This is a genomic window from Bounagaea algeriensis, from assembly GCF_054491375.1.
This window is the reverse complement of record NZ_CM137102.1, coordinates 4,265,100-4,285,246: the sequence shown is the minus strand read 5'-3', so window position 1 is coordinate 4,285,246 and position 20,147 is coordinate 4,265,100. Positions and strand designations below refer to the sequence as shown.

Genomic DNA, 20,147 nt, shown 5'->3' with positions numbered 1-20,147 from the left:
TCGGAAGTGTGAGGAGCCTGCGAGGATGTCGCGATTTCGACACGTTGAGCAAACCAGATGCGGGAGACGCTCCGTAACGCGGGGCGGCCACGTACGGTCCGTCGGTATCTCCCCAGATGCCCATCGTGCCGGAACGGCGCGCGTGATCGCACCGATCCCGGTTGCGGCGGTGCGCACACGTCCCGCTCGTGCCCTCGTGATCAGATCATCCCTCGTGATCAGATTACGGAGTGCACCGCTTCGGCGCACGCACCGGGGCCGGCGGGATCGACTCAGCACACGTTCGGTCGAGGCGGCCGAAGTCGTGCTCGGGCCACGAGCTTCGTTCGACCGGGAAGCCGCGTTCGATGGGAAGCCGCGTGTCGACCGGCGACATGAAACGACCCCGGCCACTGACCGGGGTCGCAGCCGCTCACCAGCGGCGAGACGCGTCACACGGGCGCACGGGCGAAGGTGCGCGGGCGATGCCGGCACCGGCCCGTGCGGGCGCCGCGTTCAGCGGGTCGTTCAGCGGGCGACGACGTTGACCGCCTGCGGACCCTTCGGGGTCTGGCTGATCTCGAACTCGACCTGCTGGTTCTCCTCGAGGGTACGGAAGCCCGAACCCTGGATCTCCGAGTAGTGGACGAACACGTCCTGCTCACCCTCGCGGGCGATGAAGCCGAAGCCCTTCTCCGCGCTGAACCACTTCACGGTGCCGGTAGTCATGATGCTTCCTCGATCTTTCGACAGTGCTTGCTGTCTCGGCCGCGCTGTACGGCCGAGGGTCGGTCCTGCGACGACGAGGTCTCCGGCTTGCCCAGCAAGAAGAAACGCAACGGCGCCCGCAACGACGTTCTTTGCGAGCGTGGTGATACACGAACACAAAAACTTCAGACCTGGGGGCAGTGTACTCCACGCAGCGCCGCGCAGCGACCACCTTGGCCCTGATCGGTGACACCAGCCACCCGAGGCGCCGGTTCGCCGCTGCCCGAGCCGCCGAACTCCTCGAAGAGCTCGAAGACCTCGCCGACCTGGAAACAGCCCGTGAACGCCTCGCCGCGATCGACTCAGGCGAAGAACAGCCAGCCCCGTTCGTGCGCCGTACCCAGCGCCGGAGTGCCTGAGGACCCCTTATTCGGACTGGTGGGACCGCGCTCGACGGGCGGCGCGGGCGGTGCCGAACTTCGACAAGTCGCTCTCGGCCGGGCGGCCCCAGACCACCACCACTTTGAGGGTCGTTTCGCCCGTGTTGCGCACGTCGTGCTCCGAACCGACGGGGGCGAGCACGGCGTCACCGGGTCCGAGTTCGTGGGTTCGCTCGTCGACGCGCATCGCGGCGGTGCCTTCGACGACGAGGTAGAGCTCCTCCAGCGGCTCGTCCTCGTGGTGGGCGTGCACGCCTTCGGCGCCACCGGGCGGCAGCTCCCACATGTGCACGGCCACCGGAAGGCGCGCCTCCTCGAGGAAGTACCATTGCACCCTGGTCAGTGCGGTTCCGCCGTGCATGTCGTAGTCGAACGCCGTGCTTCCTGCGCGTTCCAGCATCGAAACCCTCCTGAGCGCGCCGGGCCGTGATCAGTTCCGAGCGTCAAGCCTCGAAGGTAGACCGCACCGGGTTCGAGCTCAATTTCCTCGCGGCCCAACTCCTGGCGCGCCCCGATTCACCCCGGGGCGACGTGTGGATGCTCCGCTCTCAGGCAAGACCTGGGGAGGTCTCGGGGGCTGCTGCGCCGTGGACGACCGCGAGGCGCTCGAAGCGCTCGTCACGCCGCAAGCCGGCAGCGGAGCCGGTCCGGCACCGGTACGCTGCGAGACCCCGAGGGGAACGCCCGTTTTTTCGAGGAGGAACGACAATGAGCATTTCCTACACCGCAGTGGCCACCTCGACCGGCGGTGGCCGGGAAGGGCAGGTGTACTCGTCGGACGGCCAGATCAAGCAGCCGGTGCGGCAGCCGAAGGCGATGGGCGGCGACGGCGAGGGCACCAACCCCGAGCAGCTGTTCGCGGCGGCCTACGCCGCGTGCTTCAACGGCGCGATGCGGGTGGCGGCCAAGAACAGCGATGCCACGGTCCCCGACGGGACGACGATCGACGCGGAGGTCGGCATCGGGCCGGACCAGACCAGCTTCGGCCTCGCCGTGACCCTGATCGGCCACTTCCCGGGACTGGAGCAGGAGGCCGCCGACGACCTCATGCACCAGGCCCACCAGCTCTGCCCGTACTCGAAGGCGACGAGCGGCAACATCGAGGTCACGCTCCGGGCGACCGTGTGAGCTCCACCCGGCGGTCCCGACGGGATCCCGAACCCGCGGCCCGGTCCGGAGCGGTCGACGGTCCGGGCGTGCGGGGTGCCCCGAGCGGTACTGCGGTGGCACCCCGCACCGAACCCCGCGGGGAGCTGTTCGGGCTGTGCCGGCTCCCGCGGGCAACGGAGGCTCCCGCGGGCAACGGTTCGAGTCCGAGCGCGCCCGCCTCAGCACCGCGCGTCCGGAGCAGTTCAACCGCAGCACCGCGCATCCGGAGCAGTTCAACCGCGCGCTGCTCGACTTCCTGAGCTGAGCGGCCGCGAGACTCCGGCGCGGTGCCTCACGCGGCCGGGCGGAAGTGGTAGGTCTCGCCGTGGCTGAGGTAGTGGAACTCGGCCGAGGTCTGCGCGGTGCTCGCGGCCTGCTTGATGTCGTCCATTCCGGACCGGAACACCGAGTAGTCGTTGTAGTGGATGGGTACGGCGTGGCGCGGGTGGACGATCTCCACGGCGCGCACGGCTTGCTCTCCCGTCATCGTGACCACCGTGCCCAGCAGGGTCGTCCCGCCGGCGTGCACCAGCGCCAGGTCGATGCCGGGGTAGCGCTGCGGGATGTCGTGCAGCCGGTCGTGCAGCAACGTGTCACCGCTGATGTAGAGGCGGAAGCGTTCCTCCTGCCCGCGGCCGAAGTCCAGCACGCTGCCCATGGTCGGCGGCAGCATGCCCGCCACGATGTCGGGGTCGTGCTTGGCCGGCATCGCGGTGACGCGCACCGCGTTCTCCCCCTTGGTCACGCTTCGGGACTGCCAGGTGTCCAGCGCGCACCCCTGGGTGAAGCCTTGCTCGCTCAGCAGTCCCACGGCGTGTTCGGTGGTGATGATGGGCACGTCCGCGGGCAGCTGCGCGGCGGCCACGTCGTCGAAGTGGTCGCCGTGGTGGTGCGAGAGCACGATGAAGTCCAGCGGCGGCAGGTCGGCGATCTGGCACGCCGGCTCGACCTCGCGGCGGGCGTACATGCCGTGCCCGAGGTGCACGTGGTCACCGGCGTGCAGGAACGTCGGATCGGTGAGGATCGTGAAGCCGCCGTAGCGGATCAGCGTGGTCGCGTTGCCGATGAAGTACACGCTGCCCTCGGTGAGATCTCCGGGACCGTCCGCCGGCAACGTCAACGAAGTAGTCATGTCCGATCACCTCCGCACCTCATGCTGCGATGACGCCCACGTCGGTCCGCTCGCGCAGCACCTCTTCCGCGGCCGCCCACGGCATCGGTTCCGGCACGGGGTAGCGGTGCCGCACCCGGGCGAGATCGCGGTGGGCGCGGGCGAACACGGCGAAGTCCCGCGGGAAGGCGTGGCGGTCGACGCCCGGCATCGAGCCGAGCTTGTTGGCGCGGCGCAACAACTCGCGCCACTCGTCCACGGGGGCCAGGCCGATCGAGTCCGCCCCGTGCGAGAAGAGCATCAGGCGGATCTCGTCGAAGTCCCCGGTCTGGTCGAGGTACTCGTGCGCCGCGCTCAGCGAACCGCGCGTGCCGAACGCCAACCAGAACGGCACCGACCCCGTGCGAACGGTCAGCAGCGGATCGAGCAGCAGGAAGCAGTCCAGCAGCATGCGCTGGTTCGGAACTCCGCGGCGCCGGTGCCATTCGCGGTAGACGTCGGCGACGGCGGGGCTGAGCTCGTTCGGGCCGTCGAAGCTGACCCGCCGCAACTGCCCGCCCAACCGGTGCACCTCGTTCGAGAGTTCGCCGCTCCAGGCAGGATCGAAACCCCACTCGGCCTCGGGGCGTGCGCGGTCGGCGGGTGGAGGCTGCCACCGGCGCCGCGAAGCGCCGTGCTCGCGCAGCAGGTCCGCTACCCGAGGCCCGCCGTGGTGGTACTCCTCGGCTGTGGCACCGCCGAAGGCGCCGAACTGGAAGAAGTGCCGGTCGGCGACCTGCGTCACCGGCCACTGCATTTCGCACTCCACGCTGACGACCACTCCGCCGGGCGCGAGCCTTTCGGCCAGAAAACGCTGGTACGCCGCCGGAAACTGCTGCCACTTGAGCCGGAAGTACGACATGCCGCCGATCATCAACCGGTCCTGGTTCGGATCGTGCATGTGGTGCAGCGCCAAGTCCGGATTGGACTCCAGCAGCGCCTCGGCCGGTTCCGTCCCCGCGCGCATTTCCGCCTCCGGGTCGTCCCGGTCCACACCGCGGCGGCGCACGGGTACCAGCAGGGTCTGCGGCAACCACGGAGCGCCGACGGCGGCGGCGAGGTGGATCGCGGCGCCGTTCGCGGATCCCGCGAAGACCACGTCGTAGCGCTGTTTCGGGTAGTGCTCGACCACCCACCGCGCCAACAGGTCGGAGTCCACTTCACCCGTGCTGCCGCGGGGCACGGCCTCGCCCACGCCGCTCGCGGTGTAGAGCGCTTCGGCCGGCCGTCTCGGCAACTTGTTCGCCCCGCCCAGCAGCACCGAGACCGGGAGCTCGAGGCTCGGGGGCAGCTGACCGAGCATCGGCACCTCGCGCCCCGCCAAGTGCCGGGCCAGGGCGCGCAGCATCCCGGTGGCCGAATCGAAGGAGGCCGCTGCGCGCCCGGGCTTCATGCCGCCCTCCTTCATGCTGACCTCGCGGTGGTGAAGCGCTCGAGCGTCCGCGCCAGGCCGGCGGGATCCGCGAACGGCACCATGTGCCCCGCCCCCGGCCAGACGACGAGTTCGCCCCGCACCAGCAATCGGGTGACCTCCTCGGCCCACGGCTGCGGAACCATCCGGTCGTGCTCGCCGCGCACCACCAGAACCGGAACCCGCACCTGCGGCAGGGCGTCCTCCACCTCGTCGGTGAGCGCACCGCGGAAGGCCTGCCACACCCGGCGCCACCCGGCGTCGCGGTAGTCCTTCGCCACTTGCGGCGTCAGCCCCGGCGGCTCCTGCGGGGAGTTGGCCAACCACCTCAGCAGCTGGCGCGGGAAGGACCGGGCCACCGGGTCGATCGTTGGTCCGATCAGCACCAGACCACGCACGCGCTGCGGGAACCGCACTGCGAGGGAAACCGCGATCTGCGCTCCGAAGGACCAGCCCAGCACGTGGGCCGAGGGCAGCGAAGCGCCGTCGAGGAACTGCACCAGTGCGTCGCGGAACTCCCCGACGCCGCTGGCGCTTTCCGCGGTGCGGCTGCGTCCGAATCCCGGGAGGTCGACCGTCCAGGTCTGCCGCCGGCCCGACATCTCGGCGACGAAGGGCAGCGCCGCACGGCTCGACACCCCGGCGCCGTGCACGCACACGAGCGGCGGTTCCGGGCCCGGCACGCGCCAGCTCGCCAGGGTTCCGCCCTCCGCCGGGACCGGCACGGATTCCATCAGACCTCCCGCCGCACACGTTCCCGGCGATCGCCCGTCGCCGCTGTCCTGCCTGCCGCCCGCCGCGGCGCCCGCTCCCGTGCCGCTGGGGATGCCTCCGCCCCGCGCCCCCGGTGAACGCCCACCATCCGGTTCCCCCCGTGAGCCCGCGCCCAAACGATCGACCACCGACCGACCGCACCGGCCCGGCTGCGCGCGTTGCTCGTGCTCGGTGGCGGACCGGTTCTGCGCTGCTGACCGCGGGGTGGCCCGTTGCCCGCCGCGGGTGGATACTGAGCCGACAAAACGAACCCGCCCGAGCTCGTCCCCGCCGCACGGCCACCGGCAGGAGGCCGCAGGCCAGCGGCTGCGGGGACGTGCCCGTACGAGGCGGTGCTGCACTGGCAACGACCCGAACAGGGCGATGACATGTCTGCCCCCTCCGCCGATGGGCTCACGGACGAGTGGCCCGGATTGCGCGTGCGGCTGCGGCACGCCGCAGCCGCAGCCCTCGTCGTCGAACTGGCCGGGGAACTCGACGGGGTCACGGTGGTGGAGCTGCACGACAAGCTCAGACCGCAGTGGATCCTGGGGTTGGAGGTCGTGGTTCTGGACGTGGCGCGCCTGAGCTTCATCAGCGTGGAGGGCCTGGACGCCGTGCGGTACCTGCGGCGGCGGGCGAGCCGCGCCCGGTGCGCCGTGTACCTGGTCGGCGAGCCGCTGTGCCTGGTCCGGCTGCTCGCCGCCGCGGAGCCGCCCGATGGCCCGCCCGAAGGGACCGGTGACGTGCCCGCGCGGCGGAGCTGCCTGGACGAGGTGCCGCACCTGGCTGCCGGGGCGGGACGCTCATGAGCGGGAACGGGCGCGGTGGGCTCGCACCCAGTTCCGCGGAGCGCTCTGCCGCCCGGGATCACCGCGACGTCGTGCGCGCCAGCACCTCCGCGAGGTGCGCGGCCGTGCGGTCGCTGCCGTGGGCGATCTGGGTGCGGCAGCTGAAGCCGTCGGCCAGCACCACCGTCTCCGGATCCGCGCGCCGCACCGCCGGGAGCAGGGCGTGCTCGGCGCAGGCCATCGAGACGTCGTAGTGCCCGCGTTCGAAGCCGAAGTTCCCCGCCAGACCGCAGCATCCCGCGTCGAGGACCTCCGCGTTCACCCCCGCCTCGGCCATGACCGTCCTGTCCGCCGCGAACCCCAGCACCGCGTGCTGGTGGCAGTGCGTCTGCACGACGGCGTCGACGCCGCGCTGCGCCGGGCGCCAGTCGGGGGCGTACCGGGTCAGGGCCTCGGCCAGGCTGAGGAACTGGTCGCGCAGCCGCTCGGCGTCCTCGTCGTGCGGGAACAGCTCGCGCAGGTCCGAGCGGAACACCGCCAGGCACGACGGCTCCATCCCGACGATCGGGGTGCCCGCCTCGATCCACGGACGCAGCACCCGGAACGTGCGGCGGAGCACGTGCCGCGCCGAGGTCAGCTGGCCGGTGGAGATCAGGGTCAGCCCGCAGCACACCGGCTGCTGCGGGACGGCGATCCGGAACCCGGCGTTCTCCAGCACCTGCACCGCGTCGCGGGCGATCCCGGGTTCGAAGTGGTTGGTGAACGTGTCCGGCCACAGCACCACGGCGTCGCGGTCGCCCGGCTGCGGTTCGGGCCGCCCGCGTCCGCGCCACTGCTGCTGGAAACTGCGCCGGGCGAACCGCGGCGCCTCCCGCTCGGGCGTGACGCCGGCGATGCGCTTGCCCGCCTCGGCCAGCCCGGGAGCGTGCAGCGCGGTGTTGACCAGCCGCGGTGCCAGCCGGGCGCCCTGCGCCAGCAGCGGCAGCCACCCCAGCGAGTAGTGCGTCGTCGGGCGCAGCCGGTGGCGGTAGTGCTGGGCGAGGAACTCGGACTTGTACATCGCCATGTCCACACCGGTCGGGCAGTCCGACTTGCACCCCTTGCAGGCCAGGCACAGGTCCAGCGAGTCGTGCACGGCCTGCGAGCGCCACCCGTCGGTGATCGGGGTGTCGGCGTGGCCCTGCATCATCTCGAACAGCAGTCGCGCCCGCCCCCGGGTGGAGTGCTCCTCCTCGCCGGTCGCCCGGTACGAGGGGCACATCACGCCCCCGCTGCCGCTGCGGCAGTTGCCGATGCCGACGCACCGCATGACGCCCTGGTGGAAGCTCCCGCCGTCCTCGGGGAAACCCAGGTACGTCCGCGGGTGCTCGGGGCGGTAGTCCGGTCCGAGCCGCAGCTGCTCGTCCACCCGGTAGGGCGCCACGACCTTGCCGGGGTTCATCCGGTTCGCCGGGTCGAAAACGTCCTTGACCTCGCCGAAGGCCTGCACGAGCTCCTCGCCGAACATGCGCACGAGCAGCTCGCCGCGCGCCTGCCCGTCCCCGTGCTCGCCGGACAGCGAGCCGCCGTAGGAGACGACGAGGTCGGCAGCGCGCTGCACGAAGTGCCGGAACGTCGCCACGCCCGGACCGCTCTTGAGCCGGAACGGGATCCTGATGTGCACGCAGCCGTGCCCGAAGTGCCCGTACAGCGCGGGGCGCTCGTAGCCGAACTCGGCGAACAGCGCCAGCAGGTCCCGCAGGTAGTCCCCCAGCTTCTCCGGGGGCACCGCCGAGTCCTCCCAGCCCTCCCAGCTCTCGGGCATGTCCGGCGGGTTGGCCGTCGCCCCGAGCCCGGCCTCGCGCGCCTTGAGCATCTGCACCTCGCGCTCGGGGTCGTCGGAGAGGGCCACGTCCGCGTCCTGCGCGGTCTTGCCCAGCCCGTGGAGCAGGCGCTGCGCCTGCTCGTCGACGTCGTCCTCCGAATCACCGCCGAACTGGACGAAGAGCCAGCTGCTCCCCGCGGGCAGCAACGCCACCGAGTCCAGGTACATCTCCTGCGCGCGCATGAACTCCACCAGCTCGCCGCCGAGCGCTTCCAGCAGCATCGGGGTGCAGTGCTGCAGCAGCCGGGGGACGTCGTCGGCCGCGGCGGTCACGTCCTCGTAGCCGAGCACCACCGTCGCCTTGCGGGCCACCGCGGGGAAGAGGTCGAGCTCGGCGTGCAGCACCGTCACGAGCGTGCCCTCGCTGCCCACGAGCAGCTCGGCGGGATTGAGGCCGTCCTCGGCCGTCCCGGCCGAGTGCACCAGGGCGTCGAGGTTGTAGCCCGACACCCGGCGCGGGATGTCGGGGTAGCGCTGCCGGATGCGGTCCCGGTAGCGGTCCCGGATCTCGCGCAGGCGTCGGTGGATCTCGCCCCCGCGGCCGCCCGCGGCGATCGCGGTTTCCAGCTCGGCCTCGGTGACCGGCCCGACCCAGCAGCGCAGCCCGTCGTAGGTGAGGATCTCCAGGCTGCGCACGTTGTCGACGGTCTTGCCGTACATCTGGGCGCTGCCGCCGCAGGCGTTGTTGCCGATCATGCCGCCCAGCGCGCAGTGGCTGTGCGTGGAAGGGAACGGTCCGAACATCAACTCGTGCGCGGCGAGCTCGCCGTTGAGCGCGTCGAGCACGATGCCCGGCTCGACCACGCACGTGCGCCGCTGCGGGTCGACGGAGACCAGCCCGTGGCAGTACTTGGTCCAGTCGATGATCACGGCGGTGTTCGTGGCCTGCCCGCCCAGGCTCGTGCCCCCGCCACGCGACAGCAGGGGCGCGCCGTGCTCGTGGCAGACGCGCACCGCCCGGGACCCGGACTCGACCGTGCGCGGCACGACGACCCCGACGGGCACCTGCCGGTAGTTCGACGCGTCGGTGGCGTAGGCACCGCGCGTGCCCTCGTCGAACCGGACCTCACCGTCCACAGTGGCCGCGAGGTCGCTGCGCAGCGATTCGGTGTCCACTTTGGCCAGTCCTGGCAGGCCGGTCGCCGTCATCTCGCCTCCTGGGGCTCCGCTGCACGCCGACCTCCTCACCGCACCCGGTAGGGCTCGGCGTCGGCCTCCTTCAAGGTCATGCCGTGTCCGGGAACCGACGGGTCGGGGCGCACCGCGCCGCCCCGCGGGTCGAGCACGCCGTCGAACAGCAGCGCCTCGATGCGCTCGTGGTCGCGGAACCACTCCAAGTGCCGGACGTTGTGCGTCGTCACGGCCACGTGGGCCGTGACGTTCTGGGCGCAGTGGCCGGACACCTCGAGGTTGCGCGCCGCCGCCAGCGCCGCCGCGCGGTGCCATTCCCCGATCCCGCCGCACCGGGTGAGGTCCACCTGCAGGCAGTCCACGGCACCGGCCTCCAACATCGTCGCGAAGTACGGCAGGTCGAAGCCGTACTCGCCCGCGGCCACATCGGCCTCCGTGGCCCGCAGCACGCGCCGCAGGCCGGCCAGGTCGTCGCTGGAGACCGGCTCCTCGAACCAGACGACCCCCGCCTCGTCCAGGCGCCGGCCCATGCGCACGGCCTGCGCGGGCGAGTAGGCCCCGTTGGCGTCGACGAACAGCCGCACGCGCTCCCCGACGGCGTCGCGGACGAACGCCGTCCGCGCGAGATCCCGCTCGGGGTTGCCGCCCCGGTCCTCGCCCACCTTGATCTTGACGGCGGAGAGGTCCTGATCACCCACCCACCGCTGCAGCTGCCGGTCCAACTGCTCGTCGTCGTAGGTGATGAACCCGCCGCTGCCGTACACGGCGACGCTCTCGTGCGCACGGCCGAGGAACCGGCTCAGCGCCATCCCGCACAGGCGGGCCGCGGCGTCGGACAGCGCGATCTCCACCGCCGACATCGCGCACGACACCAGCCCGGGCCGCCCGTTGTTGCGGACCGCCCGCTGCATCGCCTGCCAGGCCGCGGGCACGTCGAGGACGTCGTGGCCGCGCACCGCCGAGGCCAGCACGGTCTCGACCACCTCGACGCACGCCGCGTGCGCGTACGTGTAGCCGAGACCGGTGCTGTCGCCGGCCCGCACCGTGACGACCACGACCGTCGTGGTCGACCACGACAGCGTTCCGTCGGACTCCGGTGTCTCGGTCGGGACGCCGTAGGCCCGCGCCCGAACGTCCGCGATCTCCGCGCCGGGACCGCTCACCGGCGGTCCGCCCGTCCCGGGACGAACTCCTGCGCCTTGGACTTGGCGCCTTCCTTGAGCACCGACCAGGTGTCGGGATCGCCCTTGAGCATGGCCTCGACGACGGACTGCATCTGCTCCCAGTTCGCCTCGGGCGGGATCGGCGGCACGGCGGGATCGGTGACGAACTCGACCAGGCACGGCCGGTCGCAGCGCAGCGCCTGCTGCCACGCGTCCTCGACCTCGCCGGGGTCCTCGATCTTGATGCCGCGCAACCCGAGGGACTCCGCGTAGGCCGCGTACGGGAAGTCGGGCAACTGCTGCGAGGGCAGGAACTGCGGCGCACCGCTCATCGCCCGCATCTCCCAGGTGACCTGGTTGAGATCGCTGTTGTTGAGCACCCCGACCACCACGCGCGGGTCGTCCCACTCCGAGTAGTAGTTCGCCATGGTGATCAGCTCGTTGATGCCGTTCATCTGCATCGCGCCGTCCCCGACGAGGGCGAACACCGGCCGGTCCGGGTGGGCGAACTTCGCGCCGGTGGCGTACGGCATCCCCGGCCCCATCGTGGCCAGCGTGCCCGACAGCGAGCACCGGATGTCCCCGCGGATGCGCAGGTGCCTGCCGTACCAGTTCGCCACCGAACCCGCGTCGGTGGTCACGATCGAGTTCTCCGGCAGCAGCGGCGACAGCTCGTGGAACACCCGCTCGGGATTGATCGGGTCCGCCGACACGTTCGCGCGGCGCTGCATCACGTCCCACCAGCCGCTGACGGTCCCCTCCACCTGCTGCCGCCAGGTGCGGTCCTCCTTGCGCCGCAGCAGCGGCAGGAGTTCCTGCAGGGTGGCCTTGGCGTCGCCGACCAGGTTGACCTCGAACGGGTAGCGCATCCCGATCATCCTCGGGTCGATGTCGATCTGCACGGCCCGCGCCTGGTCGAACTCCGGCAGGAACTGGCTGTACGGGAAGCTCGCCCCGACCATGAGCAGCGTGTCGCAGTCGCGCATCAGCTCCCACGAGGGACGCGTGCCCATCAGCCCGGACACCCCGGTCACGTACGGCAGGTCGTCGGTGAGCACGTCCTTGCCCAGCAACGCCTTGGCGACCCCGGCCCCCAGCGCGTCGGCGACCTGCTTGACCTCCTCGGCCGCGCCGCGGGCGCCCTGCCCGATCATCATCGCGACCCGCTCGCCGGAGTTGAGGACCTCCGCGGCGTGCTGCACGTCCTCCCGGGCCGGTGTCGTCGTCGCCCCGGAGATCCCCAGGCTGGAGGGCACCATCTTGAACGCGTGCGTCGGCGGCGTGTACTCCGTCTCCTGCACGTCCCCGGGGACGATCAGCGCGGTGATCGTGCGGTTGGCCATCGCCGTGCGCATCGCCCGGTCCAACGCGTTCGGCAGCTGCTGCGCCGTCGCCACGAACTGGACGTAGTCGCTGGCCACGTCCTTGTACAGCGAGTTCAGGTCGATCTCCTGCTGGTAGGAACCGCCGAGCGAGGTGGTGCCCTGCTGACCCACGATCGCCACCACCGGCACGTGATCCAGCTTCGCGTCGTACAACCCGTTCAGCAGGTGCACCGCTCCCGGCCCTCCGGTGGCCATGCACACGCCGACCCTGCCGGAGAACTTCGCGTAGCCCACCGTCTCGAAGGCGGCCAACTCCTCGTGCCGGGACTGGATGAACCGGGGTTCGTTGCCCGCCCGCTGCCACGCCGCCAGGATCCCGTTGATCCCGTCGCCGGCGTAGGAGAACACCTTCTCGACGTCCCACTCGCGCAACCGGCGCAAGATGTAGTCCGAGACCAACTCCGCCACGTCGACACTCCGTTTCCGTCCGCTGCTGTCCGTACGTGCGAGGTGGCCGCGAGCGTGTCGCGAGCACGCGTCCCGACGGCCGGGGCCTCGCGATTCGTCGTACCCGCGATCGCTGCACGGCCAAACACGCACATCCCGGGGCTTCGACGCACGGTCGCCGCGGAGCACGGCGTTGCCGGCTCCGCGGTCACGGCTGGCTCCGGGCCGGCTCCTGGCGTTCAGTTAGCGACCACTCCGTCGCCTGATCACTCCGTCGTCTGACCACTCCGTCGTCGGGGTTGTTCGAGACTGCGGGGCGAGGGGTGTGGGTCGGGCGCGCTCGCGGGCATCCTGGGATGGACTGGGTTCTCATCCGGATATCGGCCCGGTCAAGGCCGTGCGGGTTCAGACCTGCGCGCCCGCGCGGCCGTCCGATCACCAGGAGGAAATCGGTCATGAGCAGCACCAGCGACCAGCGTCACGAACTCGCCCGCACCATGAGCGCGCTGGCCCGCGACCTGGAGGCCGAGCCGGACGAGAAGCAGACCCTGGCCGCGATCGTGCAGGCGGCGGTGGCCACCGTGCCCGGCGTGGTCTCCGGTGGGATCAGCCAAGTCCATCGGCGCCAGGTCACCGCGCAGGTGCCCAGCGATGAGCTGGCCCGCCAGTGCGACGAGCTCCAGAACGAACTGGGCGAGGGACCGTGCCTGGACGCGATCTGGCAGCAGCACACCGTCCTCGCCAACGACCTGGCCACCGACTCCCGCTGGCCCGCCTTCGGTGCCCGCGCCAGCGAGCTCGGCGCCGGCAGCTTGGTCTCGTTCCAGCTCTACGTGCAGCAGGGCACGCTCGGCGCGTTGAACCTCTACGGCGATCGCGGCGTGCGATTCGGTGACGAGGAACAGCTCATCGGCGAGGTGTTCGCCACGCACGCGGCCCTGGCCCTGTCCGGCGCCCGGCAGCACCGGCAGTTCAACGAGGCGGTGGCCTCCCGCGACGCCATCGGTCAGGCCAAGGGCCTTTTGATGTGCCGGCACGACGTCTCCGCGCAGCGCGCCTTCGACCTGCTCGTGCGCGCCTCGCAGGAGTCCAACATCAAACTCACCGAGGTCGCCTCCTGGCTGGTGAACACGCACGAGCAGTCCAACGGTGCTTCCCGGCCGCGGAGTTCGTGAACCAGTTGCCCTCGCCCGGTAGGGTGGAAGCGGTTAAGCCGATAGCCCGCAAGACCCTTCGCTCGACCGACGACAGCCTGCTTCGAGGCGTTCGGTCCTGCTGCGGGGTCGTTGTCCTGCAACAGACAGGCGCGGGGCAGGGATGCCGGCAGGACCGTTCGTTCCCCTCGCTGGCTGCCGCCGGGTAGGAGGCAGTCATGACTTCGCATGCTCCCCGCACGTCGGCTTCCGCACCCGGTGTTCCCGATGAACGGAGCCCGACACCTGCTGTCGAGCTCGCGCGGGAACTGGTGTTGCAATTGTGGCGCCCGACCAGCACTTCGGTCGTGCTGCGCGTCGCCGGTGAACTCGACTCCAGTACCGCTCCGCGGCTGCACGAACTGCTGGCGCCGCGGCTGTCCTCGACCGTCGAGAGCGTGATCCTGGACCTGTCCGAACTGGACTTCATGGGCGTTGCCGGGTTGGAGCTGCTGAACCACGCGCGCCGGCGCGGCGCCGGCCGCGCGATCTCGGTGTGCATCGTGGACGGTCCGGTGTGCGTGGACCGGGCGCTGCGAGCGGCCGGGTGGAGCGACACCGTCCCGACCTATCCCACCGTCGCCGCCGCGGTCGCCGAGCTGACCGGACGGGCTCGCGAGCGCGTCACCCCGGTCGGCGGCTGAACTCCCGCACGCTCGGCTCCGTCGTTCCGACGAGGACTGTCGATCACCCGGAGCGAGAGCCGTGCAGGAGGTTCCCCCCGGAAGTCCGCACGCAAACCACTTAACGATGACTTCCCAGGAGCGAGTGTTGAGGTACGAGCTCGCGCGACTGCCGGCCCCGCGCACCGAGCAGTGGGACTGGCAGCGCTTCGCCGCCTGCCGCGACACCAGCGCGGCCGTGTTCTTCGCCCCCGACAGCGAGCGCGGAGCCCGCCGCCGCAGGCGCGAAGATGCGGCCAAGGACATCTGCGCCCGCTGCCCCGTCCGGCAAGCGTGCCTGAACCACGCTCTGGCCGTGGAAGAACCCTACGGCGTGTGGGGCGGACTGACGCCCGCGGAACGCCGCCGCTACCTCGAGGAGGGCGCAGCGGCGGACGCCGAGCCGCCCGCTCGGGTCGTCGAGCACCACGCCTGACCGGTCTCTTCTCGACCGGCGGGGCGCCGGCGTGTACGCAACGCCCCTGGTGGGCACCCCGGGACCGCCGTGCGCACGTACGCAGCTGCGGGCCTGCGTGCAGGACCCGCGCGCAGCGCGTCCGAGAAGTGCGCGGCAGCGGACGAGATCAACGGAGCAGCGGGAGGGTTGCAGTGCGCATCGGCTACTTCCTCGCCACCGAGGAGTTCGGACCGGACGAGCTCGTGCGGCAGGCGCAGCTCGCCGAGCAGGCCGGGTTCCGCGGGCTGTGGATCTCCGACCACTTCCACCCGTGGGTGGACGCCCAGGGCAACAGCCCGTTCGTGTGGTCGGTGATCGGTGCGCTCTCGCAGGTGACGTCGCTGCCGATCACCACGGCCGTGACGTGCCCGACGATGCGCATCCACCCGGCGATCACCGCGCACGCGGCCGCCACGGCCGGGGTGCAGGCGAAGGAGCGGTTCGCGCTCGGCCTCGGCACCGGCGAGGCGCTCAACGAGCACGTGCTCGGTGACCGGTGGCCGCCGCCGCAGGTGCGCTCCGACATGCTGCGCGAGGCGATCAGAGTCATCCGCGCGCTGCACCGGGGCGGGTACGTCAACCACCACGGCGAGCACTACACCGTGGAGAACGCGCGCCTGTACACCCTGCCGGAGAACCCCGTGCCGATCTACGTCTCCGCGTTCGGTCCGAAGACCGCTCGGTTCGCCGGGGCGGAGGCGGACGGGCTGTGCACGCCGCTGGCCGATCCGGACCTCGTCGCGACCTTCCGCGAGGCCGGCGGCCAGGACAAACCGGTGCAGGCCGGGATGAAGGCGTGCTGGGCGCCCAGCGAGGAGCAAGCCGTGCGGACGGCGCGCAAGTGGGCCACGGAGGCGCTTCCCGGGTCGCTGTCGCTGAACCTGCCGACCCCGAGGGACTTCGAGCAGGCGGTGGACCTCGTCACCGACGACGCGCTCCGGGAGATCTTCCCCTGCGGCCCGAGCGCGGACCGGCACGTCGAAGCGGTGCAGAAGTTCGCCGACGCCGGCTTCGACGAGGTCTACGTCCAGCAGATGGGGCCCTCGCAGGAGGAGTTCTTCCAGGCGTGGCAGGAGAAGGTGCTTCCGGTCTTCCACGCGGGTTCCGCATGACCGGTCGAGCTGAACGAGGCGTCGACCGCGTCGTGCACGCCTTCCGCGCGCCACGTCGCGCCCGCACGTTCCAACACCTGTCGGCGGAACCGAAACCCCGCTTCCTCGATGTCGCCCGGATCATGTGGCGCGCCCGGAAACGTCCGCGGCGGCGCAACGACGTGCCGGTGCCCACGGCCACCACCGCGGCCGAGGCCCCGGCAACGGACCAGGACGCGATCACTTGGGTCGGGCACGCCACCTTCCTGCTGCGCCTGGGAGGTGCCTCGGTGCTCGTCGACCCGGTCTGGTCGCACCAGATCCCGGGTGCCGTGCGCCGCACGCCGCCAGGGATCGACTTCGACGCCCTTCCGGAGCTCGACGCGGTCCTCGTCACGCACAACCACTACGACCACCTCGACGCGCCCACGTTCAAGGCGCTTTCCCGCAGTGTTCCGGTGCTGGCGCCCGCCGGGCTGGGCCGCTGGTTCGACCGCAGGGGCTTCACCACCGTGACCGAGCTGTCGTGGTGGGAGTCCGCGCGCTTGAGCCCGGACGTGCGCGCCCGCTTCGTACCCGCCCGGCACTGGAGCCGCCGCGGGCTCCGGGACACGTGCCGCTCGCTGTGGGGCGGGTGGGTCTTCGAGACCCGGAACGGCCGAAGCATCTACCACGCCGGGGACACCGGCTACGGCTCGCACTTCGCGCGGATCGGAAGTCTGCACGGACCGTTCGACCTGGCACTGCTGCCGATCGGCGCCTACGCCCCGCGCCCGCTCATGCACCGCTCCCACATGGCGCCCGAAGAAGCCGTGCGCGCGGCCGAGGTGCTCGGAGCGCGCCGCGTGATGGGGATGCACTGGGGCACGTTCTCCCTCGGCACGGAACCCCTGGGCGAGCCCGTGGAGCGGATGCGGAACTGCTGGCACGCCCGCGGTCTGGACGCCGAACGCCTGTGGGAGCTCAACGCCGGGGAAACGCGTTCGCTGCTCGCGCCGGGAGCAGTGCAGTGCTCGTGACCGGCGGCAGGGGTCTCCGGAGGTTTCGGTGCTTCCTCGGAACGGGTACACCCATCGCCCACCGGCTGCCGTCAGCAGCTGTGTCCGGGGCCTGGTGAAGCAGCCGACCGATTGAGGAGGGCACCGTGAGCCACCGCGTCCACTTGGTGCACCGACTGGGGGCGGCAGTCCTGGGGATTGGTTTGCTCGTCTTCGGTGTGCTGGGGCTGTTCCGGGGAACTCCGTGGGCCTTCGAGAGCGCTCCCCTCTGGGGTTTGTCGACGAACGGGGCGCTGTCCGCGATCTCCGTCGTCGCGGGGATCGTCCTGGTGACCACGTCCGCGTGGGGCGGAACGGTCGCCTCGACCAGCAGCAGCGTCTTCGGCGTCCTCTTCCTGGTCTCCGGCATCGCGCACCTGGGGATCATGCACACCCAGTGGAACGTTCTGGGATTCGCGCTCGCCAACTGCCTGTTCAGCCTCGTGGTCGGACTCGTGCTGCTGTTCCTCGGTCTTTACGGGCGCTTCTCCGGCGGTCTTCCGCCGGACAACCCGTACCGGCGCGCCCACCCCGTCCGCGCGAACCGGCCCGACCCGGACGCCCAGCTCCGCGCCGAACGGGAAGAGTAGTTGATCGGATTCTGACCGAGCGGATCCGCGGGCGGTTTCCGCAGCGGAACCCACTGGATTTTTGCGGCAGGCGGAGTGGCCGATGGGAGTGAAACGATGACGGAGCCCCAGCAGTCCCGGGAACCCCAGGATCCCCGGGACGTCCAGGAAGGCGTTGCACCGGACGGTCTTCCGGCGCGGCAGGCCGAGGAGGAGAACCTCATCTCCGTGCTCGTCGCGGACCACCGCGACGTGGAGCGCACGCTGCAGGAATTCGAGAGCAGCAACTCCTCCGAGCAGCAGCGGCACCTCGTCGAGCAGCTGATCGTCGAGATCGTCCGGCACTCGGTCGCCGAGGAGCAGTACGTGTACCCGGCCGCGCGGGAAAAGCTCCCGGACGGGGACGAGGTCGCCGACCGCAAGATCGAGTCGCGCTCCGAGGACGAGGAGCTGATGAACCGCCTCGCCGGGACGGACCCGGAAGGCGCCCAGTTCCACGAGCTGTCCCGCCAGCTGGCCGCCAACATCCGGCACCACATCGAGGAGGACGAAACGAACTTCCTGCCCCGCCTGCGGCAGGCGTGCTCCTCCGAGGAGCTGCAGGACCTCGGCAAGAAGGTGGAGGTCGCCGAGGGCTCGGCCCCCACCCGCCCGCATCCCTCGGCGCCGGACAGCTCCCCGCTGAACCTCGTGTCCGACCCCGCGATCGGGATGGTGGACCGTCTCCGGGACCGGTTCGCCGGGCGTTCGGGATCCTCCGGTGCGGAGTGACGGGAGCGCCCTCGTCAACCTTCCTCGGGCCGTCCGGTTCCGCACCGGCGGCTTTCCGATCAGCCCCGTCGGTAAACGCGTGGCCCGACGGCGTGGTGGCACGTGTGTCGGCGCGCCGCTGCGGGTAGTCGCGGACGGGCGTTTCCGAGTTCGCGGTTGGAGGAAGCAGCATGCCTGACCAGAGCTATCCCCCGGCGCAACAACAGCACCCGCCGGGCAGCTCCGGCGAGATGGAGCCGAACCCGCAGGACGAGATGCGCTCCTACGAGGGTCGGGGTCTGTTGGCGGGCAACCGCGCCCTGATCACCGGTGGCGACTCGGGGATCGGCCGTGCCGTCGCGGTCGCCTTCGCCAAGGAGGGCGCCGACGTCGCCGTGGTGTACTTCGGCACCTCGGAGAAGGACGACGCCGAGCACACGGCCCGACTCGTCGAGCAGGAAGGCCGCACGTGCCTGCGGCTGCGCGGCGACCTGGCCTCGGAGGAGTTCTGCGAGCAGGTTGTCGAGCAGGTCAGCGGCGAGTTCGGCGGGCTGGACGTCCTGGTCAACCACGCCGGGACGCAGGCGACCGCGACCGGTCTGCGAGACGTGAGCACCGAGGCGTTCGACCGGACGTTCAAGATCAACGTCTACGGCACCTTCTGGATCACCCGGGCCGCGCTGGCGCACCTGCGCGCGCCGGCTTCGATCATCAACACGGGCTCGGTGAACGGACTGCGTGGGAACAAGTCCATGGTGGACTACTCGGCGAGCAAGGCCGCGATCCACACGTTCACCAAGTCGTTGGCGCAGTCGCTGGCGCAGAGCGGTGTTCGGGTGAACTGCGTGGCACCCGGTCCCGTGTGGACACCGCTGATCCCGTCCACGTTCCCGGAGGAGAAGGTGGAGGGGTTCGGTACGCAGTCGCCCATGGGGCGCATGGCGCATCCGGACGAGATCGCGCCCTCGTACGTGTTCTTCGCCTCGGACCAGCTCTCCAGCTTCTACACCGGGGAGGTCTTCGCGCCCGTCGGCGGTGAGACCCACCCGGGATGAGCGGCGGCACGGCCGAATGCCGCCAGCCGGAACGCGCGCCGTCTACTGGAAAGTCTGAGCCAAGCGCACAGCGGCCAGCGCGAAGAACGCCCGTTGTCGCGATGAGGCTGGTCTTCACCCCGAACGGTGGGGAAGACTACAAGCACTGGAGCGCGACTGACCGAGCGACGCTGAAACGCATCAACCGCCTCATCGACGACGCCCTGCGCGACCCGTTCGAGGGCATCGGCAAGCCGGAACCGCTGCGGCACGCCTTCGCGGGGAGCTGGTCTCGGCGCATCAGCGAGGAGCACCGGCTCGTCTGCTTCGTCGACGGCGACGATCTCGTGATCCTGCAAGCCCGCTACCGCTACAAGTGACCGCGCCGGTCGAGGTCGTCAGTCGAATTCGCCGGTCAAGGCCGCCGATCCGCGAACGGGTCCTCGCCGGGATTGGCTGAGCACAACTGGGGATGACAAGTTCCGCGAGGCGACCTTGCTTCAGCGTGCCGGGCACGACCGGCGCTGCCACTGGCCGAGCACCGCGGCCGTCGCGCAGGCGTAGACCGCGTGCGGGACCAGGTCGCTGACCCACGAGTCCAGCGACCACTCGCGCGGGTCGCTCACTCCCATCGCTGCCATGGGCACGACCGTGCCCGCGTTCGCGGCAACACCGGCGACCACGGCCGTGGAGACCGGCCCGGTCCCGCAGCAGTGCCGCACCAGGCCGGTCAGACCGCCGGCCGCCACTCCCGAAGCGATGCCGAGCAGCGCGCCGAGGCCGGAACGCCTGTTTCCGCCGACTTCCGAGCCGGCCCGGTCCAACGAGCACCCGCTGAACCGCTCGAGGCGGCGCACCGTCTCCTCCGGCGTCGTGCTGGCGGGACGTCCGCGCACCGCCATGTCCGCGTACGTCGCCAGGTTCAGCGCGGTGGTCCCCGCCGCACCGGCGGCGGCACCGCGCAGCACCGAGCGCGTCATACCCACTGCTGCCTCCCGAACTCCGAGTGCTCGTGCGAAGCGGGACCGGTCGGCGCAGGAGCC

The 20,147-nt window shown here is 71.1% G+C and carries 21 protein-coding genes; 12 read left to right on the top strand and 9 right to left on the bottom strand.

Annotated elements, in window-relative coordinates:
* Positions 1–507: 507 nt before the first annotated feature.
* Together ACVGV2_RS19555 and ACVGV2_RS19550 are read right to left on the bottom strand one after the other, a co-directional pair.
* Positions 508–708, bottom strand: a complete 201-nt coding sequence (locus ACVGV2_RS19555; protein WP_459163801.1) for a cold-shock protein — start codon at positions 706–708, stop codon at positions 508–510.
* A 405-nt stretch (positions 709–1,113) separates the two neighbouring features.
* Positions 1,114–1,527: a cupin domain-containing protein gene (locus ACVGV2_RS19550; protein ID WP_459163800.1), complete on the bottom strand. Its 414-nt coding sequence runs from the start codon at positions 1,525–1,527 to the stop codon at positions 1,114–1,116.
* A gap of 308 nt (positions 1,528–1,835) precedes the next feature.
* Here ACVGV2_RS19550 and ACVGV2_RS19545 point away from each other — a divergent pair, with 308 nt between their 5' ends.
* Positions 1,836–2,255 (top strand): organic hydroperoxide resistance protein, encoded by a 420-nt coding sequence (locus ACVGV2_RS19545; RefSeq protein ID WP_459163799.1) that lies wholly within the window; start codon positions 1,836–1,838, stop codon positions 2,253–2,255.
* A gap of 136 nt (positions 2,256–2,391) precedes the next feature.
* Entirely contained in the window at positions 2,392–2,541 is a 150-nt protein-coding gene (locus ACVGV2_RS19540) for a hypothetical protein (protein WP_459163798.1), read from the top strand.
* A gap of 27 nt (positions 2,542–2,568) precedes the next feature.
* Here the strand turns inward: ACVGV2_RS19540 and ACVGV2_RS19535 are convergent, their stop codons facing one another.
* The 3 genes from ACVGV2_RS19535 to ACVGV2_RS19525 are packed head-to-tail and all read right to left on the bottom strand — an operon-like array spanning position 2,569 to position 5,571.
* Positions 2,569–3,408 (bottom strand): MBL fold metallo-hydrolase, encoded by an 840-nt coding sequence (locus ACVGV2_RS19535; RefSeq protein WP_459163797.1) that lies wholly within the window; start codon positions 3,406–3,408, stop codon positions 2,569–2,571.
* 19 nt (positions 3,409–3,427) lie between these two features.
* Positions 3,428–4,819: a hypothetical protein gene (locus ACVGV2_RS19530; protein WP_459163796.1), complete on the bottom strand. Its 1,392-nt coding sequence runs from the start codon at positions 4,817–4,819 to the stop codon at positions 3,428–3,430.
* A gap of 11 nt (positions 4,820–4,830) precedes the next feature.
* The gene (locus ACVGV2_RS19525; RefSeq protein ID WP_459163795.1) at positions 4,831–5,571 is read right to left on the bottom strand and encodes an alpha/beta fold hydrolase; all 741 of its coding nucleotides are present in this window, start codon (positions 5,569–5,571) and stop codon (positions 4,831–4,833) included.
* A 408-nt stretch (positions 5,572–5,979) separates the two neighbouring features.
* Between ACVGV2_RS19525 and ACVGV2_RS19520 the strand changes: the two genes are divergently transcribed.
* Positions 5,980–6,402 carry an STAS domain-containing protein gene (locus ACVGV2_RS19520; RefSeq protein ID WP_459163794.1) on the top strand — a complete coding sequence of 141 codons (423 nt, stop codon included), beginning with the start codon at positions 5,980–5,982 and terminating at the stop codon, positions 6,400–6,402.
* Between the two features lie 58 nt (positions 6,403–6,460).
* On the opposite strand, the gene ACVGV2_RS19515 is transcribed toward ACVGV2_RS19520, so the two are convergent.
* Genes ACVGV2_RS19515 through ACVGV2_RS19505 form a run of 3 tightly spaced genes read right to left on the bottom strand, consistent with a single transcriptional unit; the run spans position 6,461 to position 12,332 of the window.
* The gene (locus ACVGV2_RS19515; RefSeq protein WP_459163793.1) at positions 6,461–9,394 is read right to left on the bottom strand and encodes an FAD-binding and (Fe-S)-binding domain-containing protein; all 2,934 of its coding nucleotides are present in this window, start codon (positions 9,392–9,394) and stop codon (positions 6,461–6,463) included.
* Positions 9,395–9,429: 35 nt separating this feature from the next.
* Complete coding sequence (locus ACVGV2_RS19510) at positions 9,430–10,539, bottom strand: enolase C-terminal domain-like protein (protein ID WP_459163792.1); 1,110 nt, start codon at positions 10,537–10,539, stop codon at positions 9,430–9,432.
* Positions 10,536–12,332, bottom strand: coding sequence for a thiamine pyrophosphate-requiring protein (locus tag ACVGV2_RS19505; RefSeq protein WP_459163791.1), 1,797 nt, complete (start codon positions 12,330–12,332; stop codon positions 10,536–10,538). Before ACVGV2_RS19505 ends, ACVGV2_RS19510 begins: the two co-directional genes overlap by 4 nt.
* 434 nt (positions 12,333–12,766) lie before the next feature.
* Here ACVGV2_RS19505 and ACVGV2_RS19500 point away from each other — a divergent pair, with 434 nt between their 5' ends.
* The 9 genes from ACVGV2_RS19500 to ACVGV2_RS19460 all read left to right on the top strand — a co-directional run bounded on the left by ACVGV2_RS19500 (position 12,767) and on the right by ACVGV2_RS19460 (position 19,484).
* Complete coding sequence (locus ACVGV2_RS19500) at positions 12,767–13,486, top strand: GAF and ANTAR domain-containing protein (RefSeq protein WP_459163790.1); 720 nt, start codon at positions 12,767–12,769, stop codon at positions 13,484–13,486.
* A gap of 197 nt (positions 13,487–13,683) precedes the next feature.
* Complete coding sequence (locus ACVGV2_RS19495) at positions 13,684–14,148, top strand: STAS domain-containing protein (protein WP_459163789.1); 465 nt, start codon at positions 13,684–13,686, stop codon at positions 14,146–14,148.
* Between the two features lie 127 nt (positions 14,149–14,275).
* On the top strand, positions 14,276–14,602 hold the full coding sequence (locus ACVGV2_RS19490; RefSeq protein WP_459163788.1) for a WhiB family transcriptional regulator: 327 nt from the start codon (positions 14,276–14,278) through the stop codon (positions 14,600–14,602).
* 173 nt (positions 14,603–14,775) lie between these two features.
* Positions 14,776–15,735 (top strand): TIGR03557 family F420-dependent LLM class oxidoreductase, encoded by a 960-nt coding sequence (locus ACVGV2_RS19485; RefSeq protein ID WP_459163787.1) that lies wholly within the window; start codon positions 14,776–14,778, stop codon positions 15,733–15,735.
* On the top strand, positions 15,732–16,733 hold the full coding sequence (locus tag ACVGV2_RS19480) for an MBL fold metallo-hydrolase (RefSeq protein WP_459163786.1): 1,002 nt from the start codon (positions 15,732–15,734) through the stop codon (positions 16,731–16,733). Before ACVGV2_RS19485 ends, ACVGV2_RS19480 begins: the two co-directional genes overlap by 4 nt.
* Positions 16,734–16,858: 125 nt before the next feature.
* The gene (locus ACVGV2_RS19475) at positions 16,859–17,341 is read left to right on the top strand and encodes a DUF4383 domain-containing protein (RefSeq protein ID WP_459163785.1); all 483 of its coding nucleotides are present in this window, start codon (positions 16,859–16,861) and stop codon (positions 17,339–17,341) included.
* Positions 17,342–17,437: 96 nt separating this feature from the next.
* Complete coding sequence (locus ACVGV2_RS19470) at positions 17,438–18,091, top strand: hemerythrin domain-containing protein (protein WP_459163784.1); 654 nt, start codon at positions 17,438–17,440, stop codon at positions 18,089–18,091.
* A gap of 170 nt (positions 18,092–18,261) precedes the next feature.
* The gene (locus ACVGV2_RS19465; RefSeq protein ID WP_459163783.1) at positions 18,262–19,125 is read left to right on the top strand and encodes an SDR family oxidoreductase; all 864 of its coding nucleotides are present in this window, start codon (positions 18,262–18,264) and stop codon (positions 19,123–19,125) included.
* 101 nt (positions 19,126–19,226) lie between these two features.
* On the top strand, positions 19,227–19,484 hold the full coding sequence (locus ACVGV2_RS19460; RefSeq protein WP_459163782.1) for a Txe/YoeB family addiction module toxin: 258 nt from the start codon (positions 19,227–19,229) through the stop codon (positions 19,482–19,484).
* Positions 19,485–19,604: 120 nt separating this feature from the next.
* Here ACVGV2_RS19460 and ACVGV2_RS19455 read toward each other — a convergent pair whose 3' ends face one another.
* Positions 19,605–20,084, bottom strand: coding sequence for a hypothetical protein (locus tag ACVGV2_RS19455; protein ID WP_459163781.1), 480 nt, complete (start codon positions 20,082–20,084; stop codon positions 19,605–19,607).
* Positions 20,085–20,147: the final 63 nt, after the last annotated feature.

Coding starts and splice junctions, on each gene's coding strand:
- ACVGV2_RS19555 (WP_459163801.1), bottom strand. CDS start 708: ATGACTACCGGCACCGTGAAGTGGTTCAGCGCGGAGAAGGGCTTCGGC.
- ACVGV2_RS19550 (WP_459163800.1), bottom strand. CDS start 1,527: ATGCTGGAACGCGCAGGAAGCACGGCGTTCGACTACGACATGCACGGC.
- ACVGV2_RS19545 (WP_459163799.1), top strand. CDS start 1,836: ATGAGCATTTCCTACACCGCAGTGGCCACCTCGACCGGCGGTGGCCGG.
- ACVGV2_RS19535 (WP_459163797.1), bottom strand. CDS start 3,408: ATGACTACTTCGTTGACGTTGCCGGCGGACGGTCCCGGAGATCTCACC.
- ACVGV2_RS19530 (WP_459163796.1), bottom strand. CDS start 4,819: ATGAAGCCCGGGCGCGCAGCGGCCTCCTTCGATTCGGCCACCGGGATG.
- ACVGV2_RS19525 (WP_459163795.1), bottom strand. CDS start 5,571: ATGGAATCCGTGCCGGTCCCGGCGGAGGGCGGAACCCTGGCGAGCTGG.
- ACVGV2_RS19520 (WP_459163794.1), top strand. CDS start 5,980: ATGTCTGCCCCCTCCGCCGATGGGCTCACGGACGAGTGGCCCGGATTG.
- ACVGV2_RS19515 (WP_459163793.1), bottom strand. CDS start 9,394: ATGACGGCGACCGGCCTGCCAGGACTGGCCAAAGTGGACACCGAATCG.
- ACVGV2_RS19500 (WP_459163790.1), top strand. CDS start 12,767: ATGAGCAGCACCAGCGACCAGCGTCACGAACTCGCCCGCACCATGAGC.
- ACVGV2_RS19495 (WP_459163789.1), top strand. CDS start 13,684: ATGACTTCGCATGCTCCCCGCACGTCGGCTTCCGCACCCGGTGTTCCC.
- ACVGV2_RS19480 (WP_459163786.1), top strand. CDS start 15,732: ATGACCGGTCGAGCTGAACGAGGCGTCGACCGCGTCGTGCACGCCTTC.
- ACVGV2_RS19470 (WP_459163784.1), top strand. CDS start 17,438: ATGACGGAGCCCCAGCAGTCCCGGGAACCCCAGGATCCCCGGGACGTC.
- ACVGV2_RS19465 (WP_459163783.1), top strand. CDS start 18,262: ATGCCTGACCAGAGCTATCCCCCGGCGCAACAACAGCACCCGCCGGGC.
- ACVGV2_RS19460 (WP_459163782.1), top strand. CDS start 19,227: ATGAGGCTGGTCTTCACCCCGAACGGTGGGGAAGACTACAAGCACTGG.
- ACVGV2_RS19455 (WP_459163781.1), bottom strand. CDS start 20,084: ATGACGCGCTCGGTGCTGCGCGGTGCCGCCGCCGGTGCGGCGGGGACC.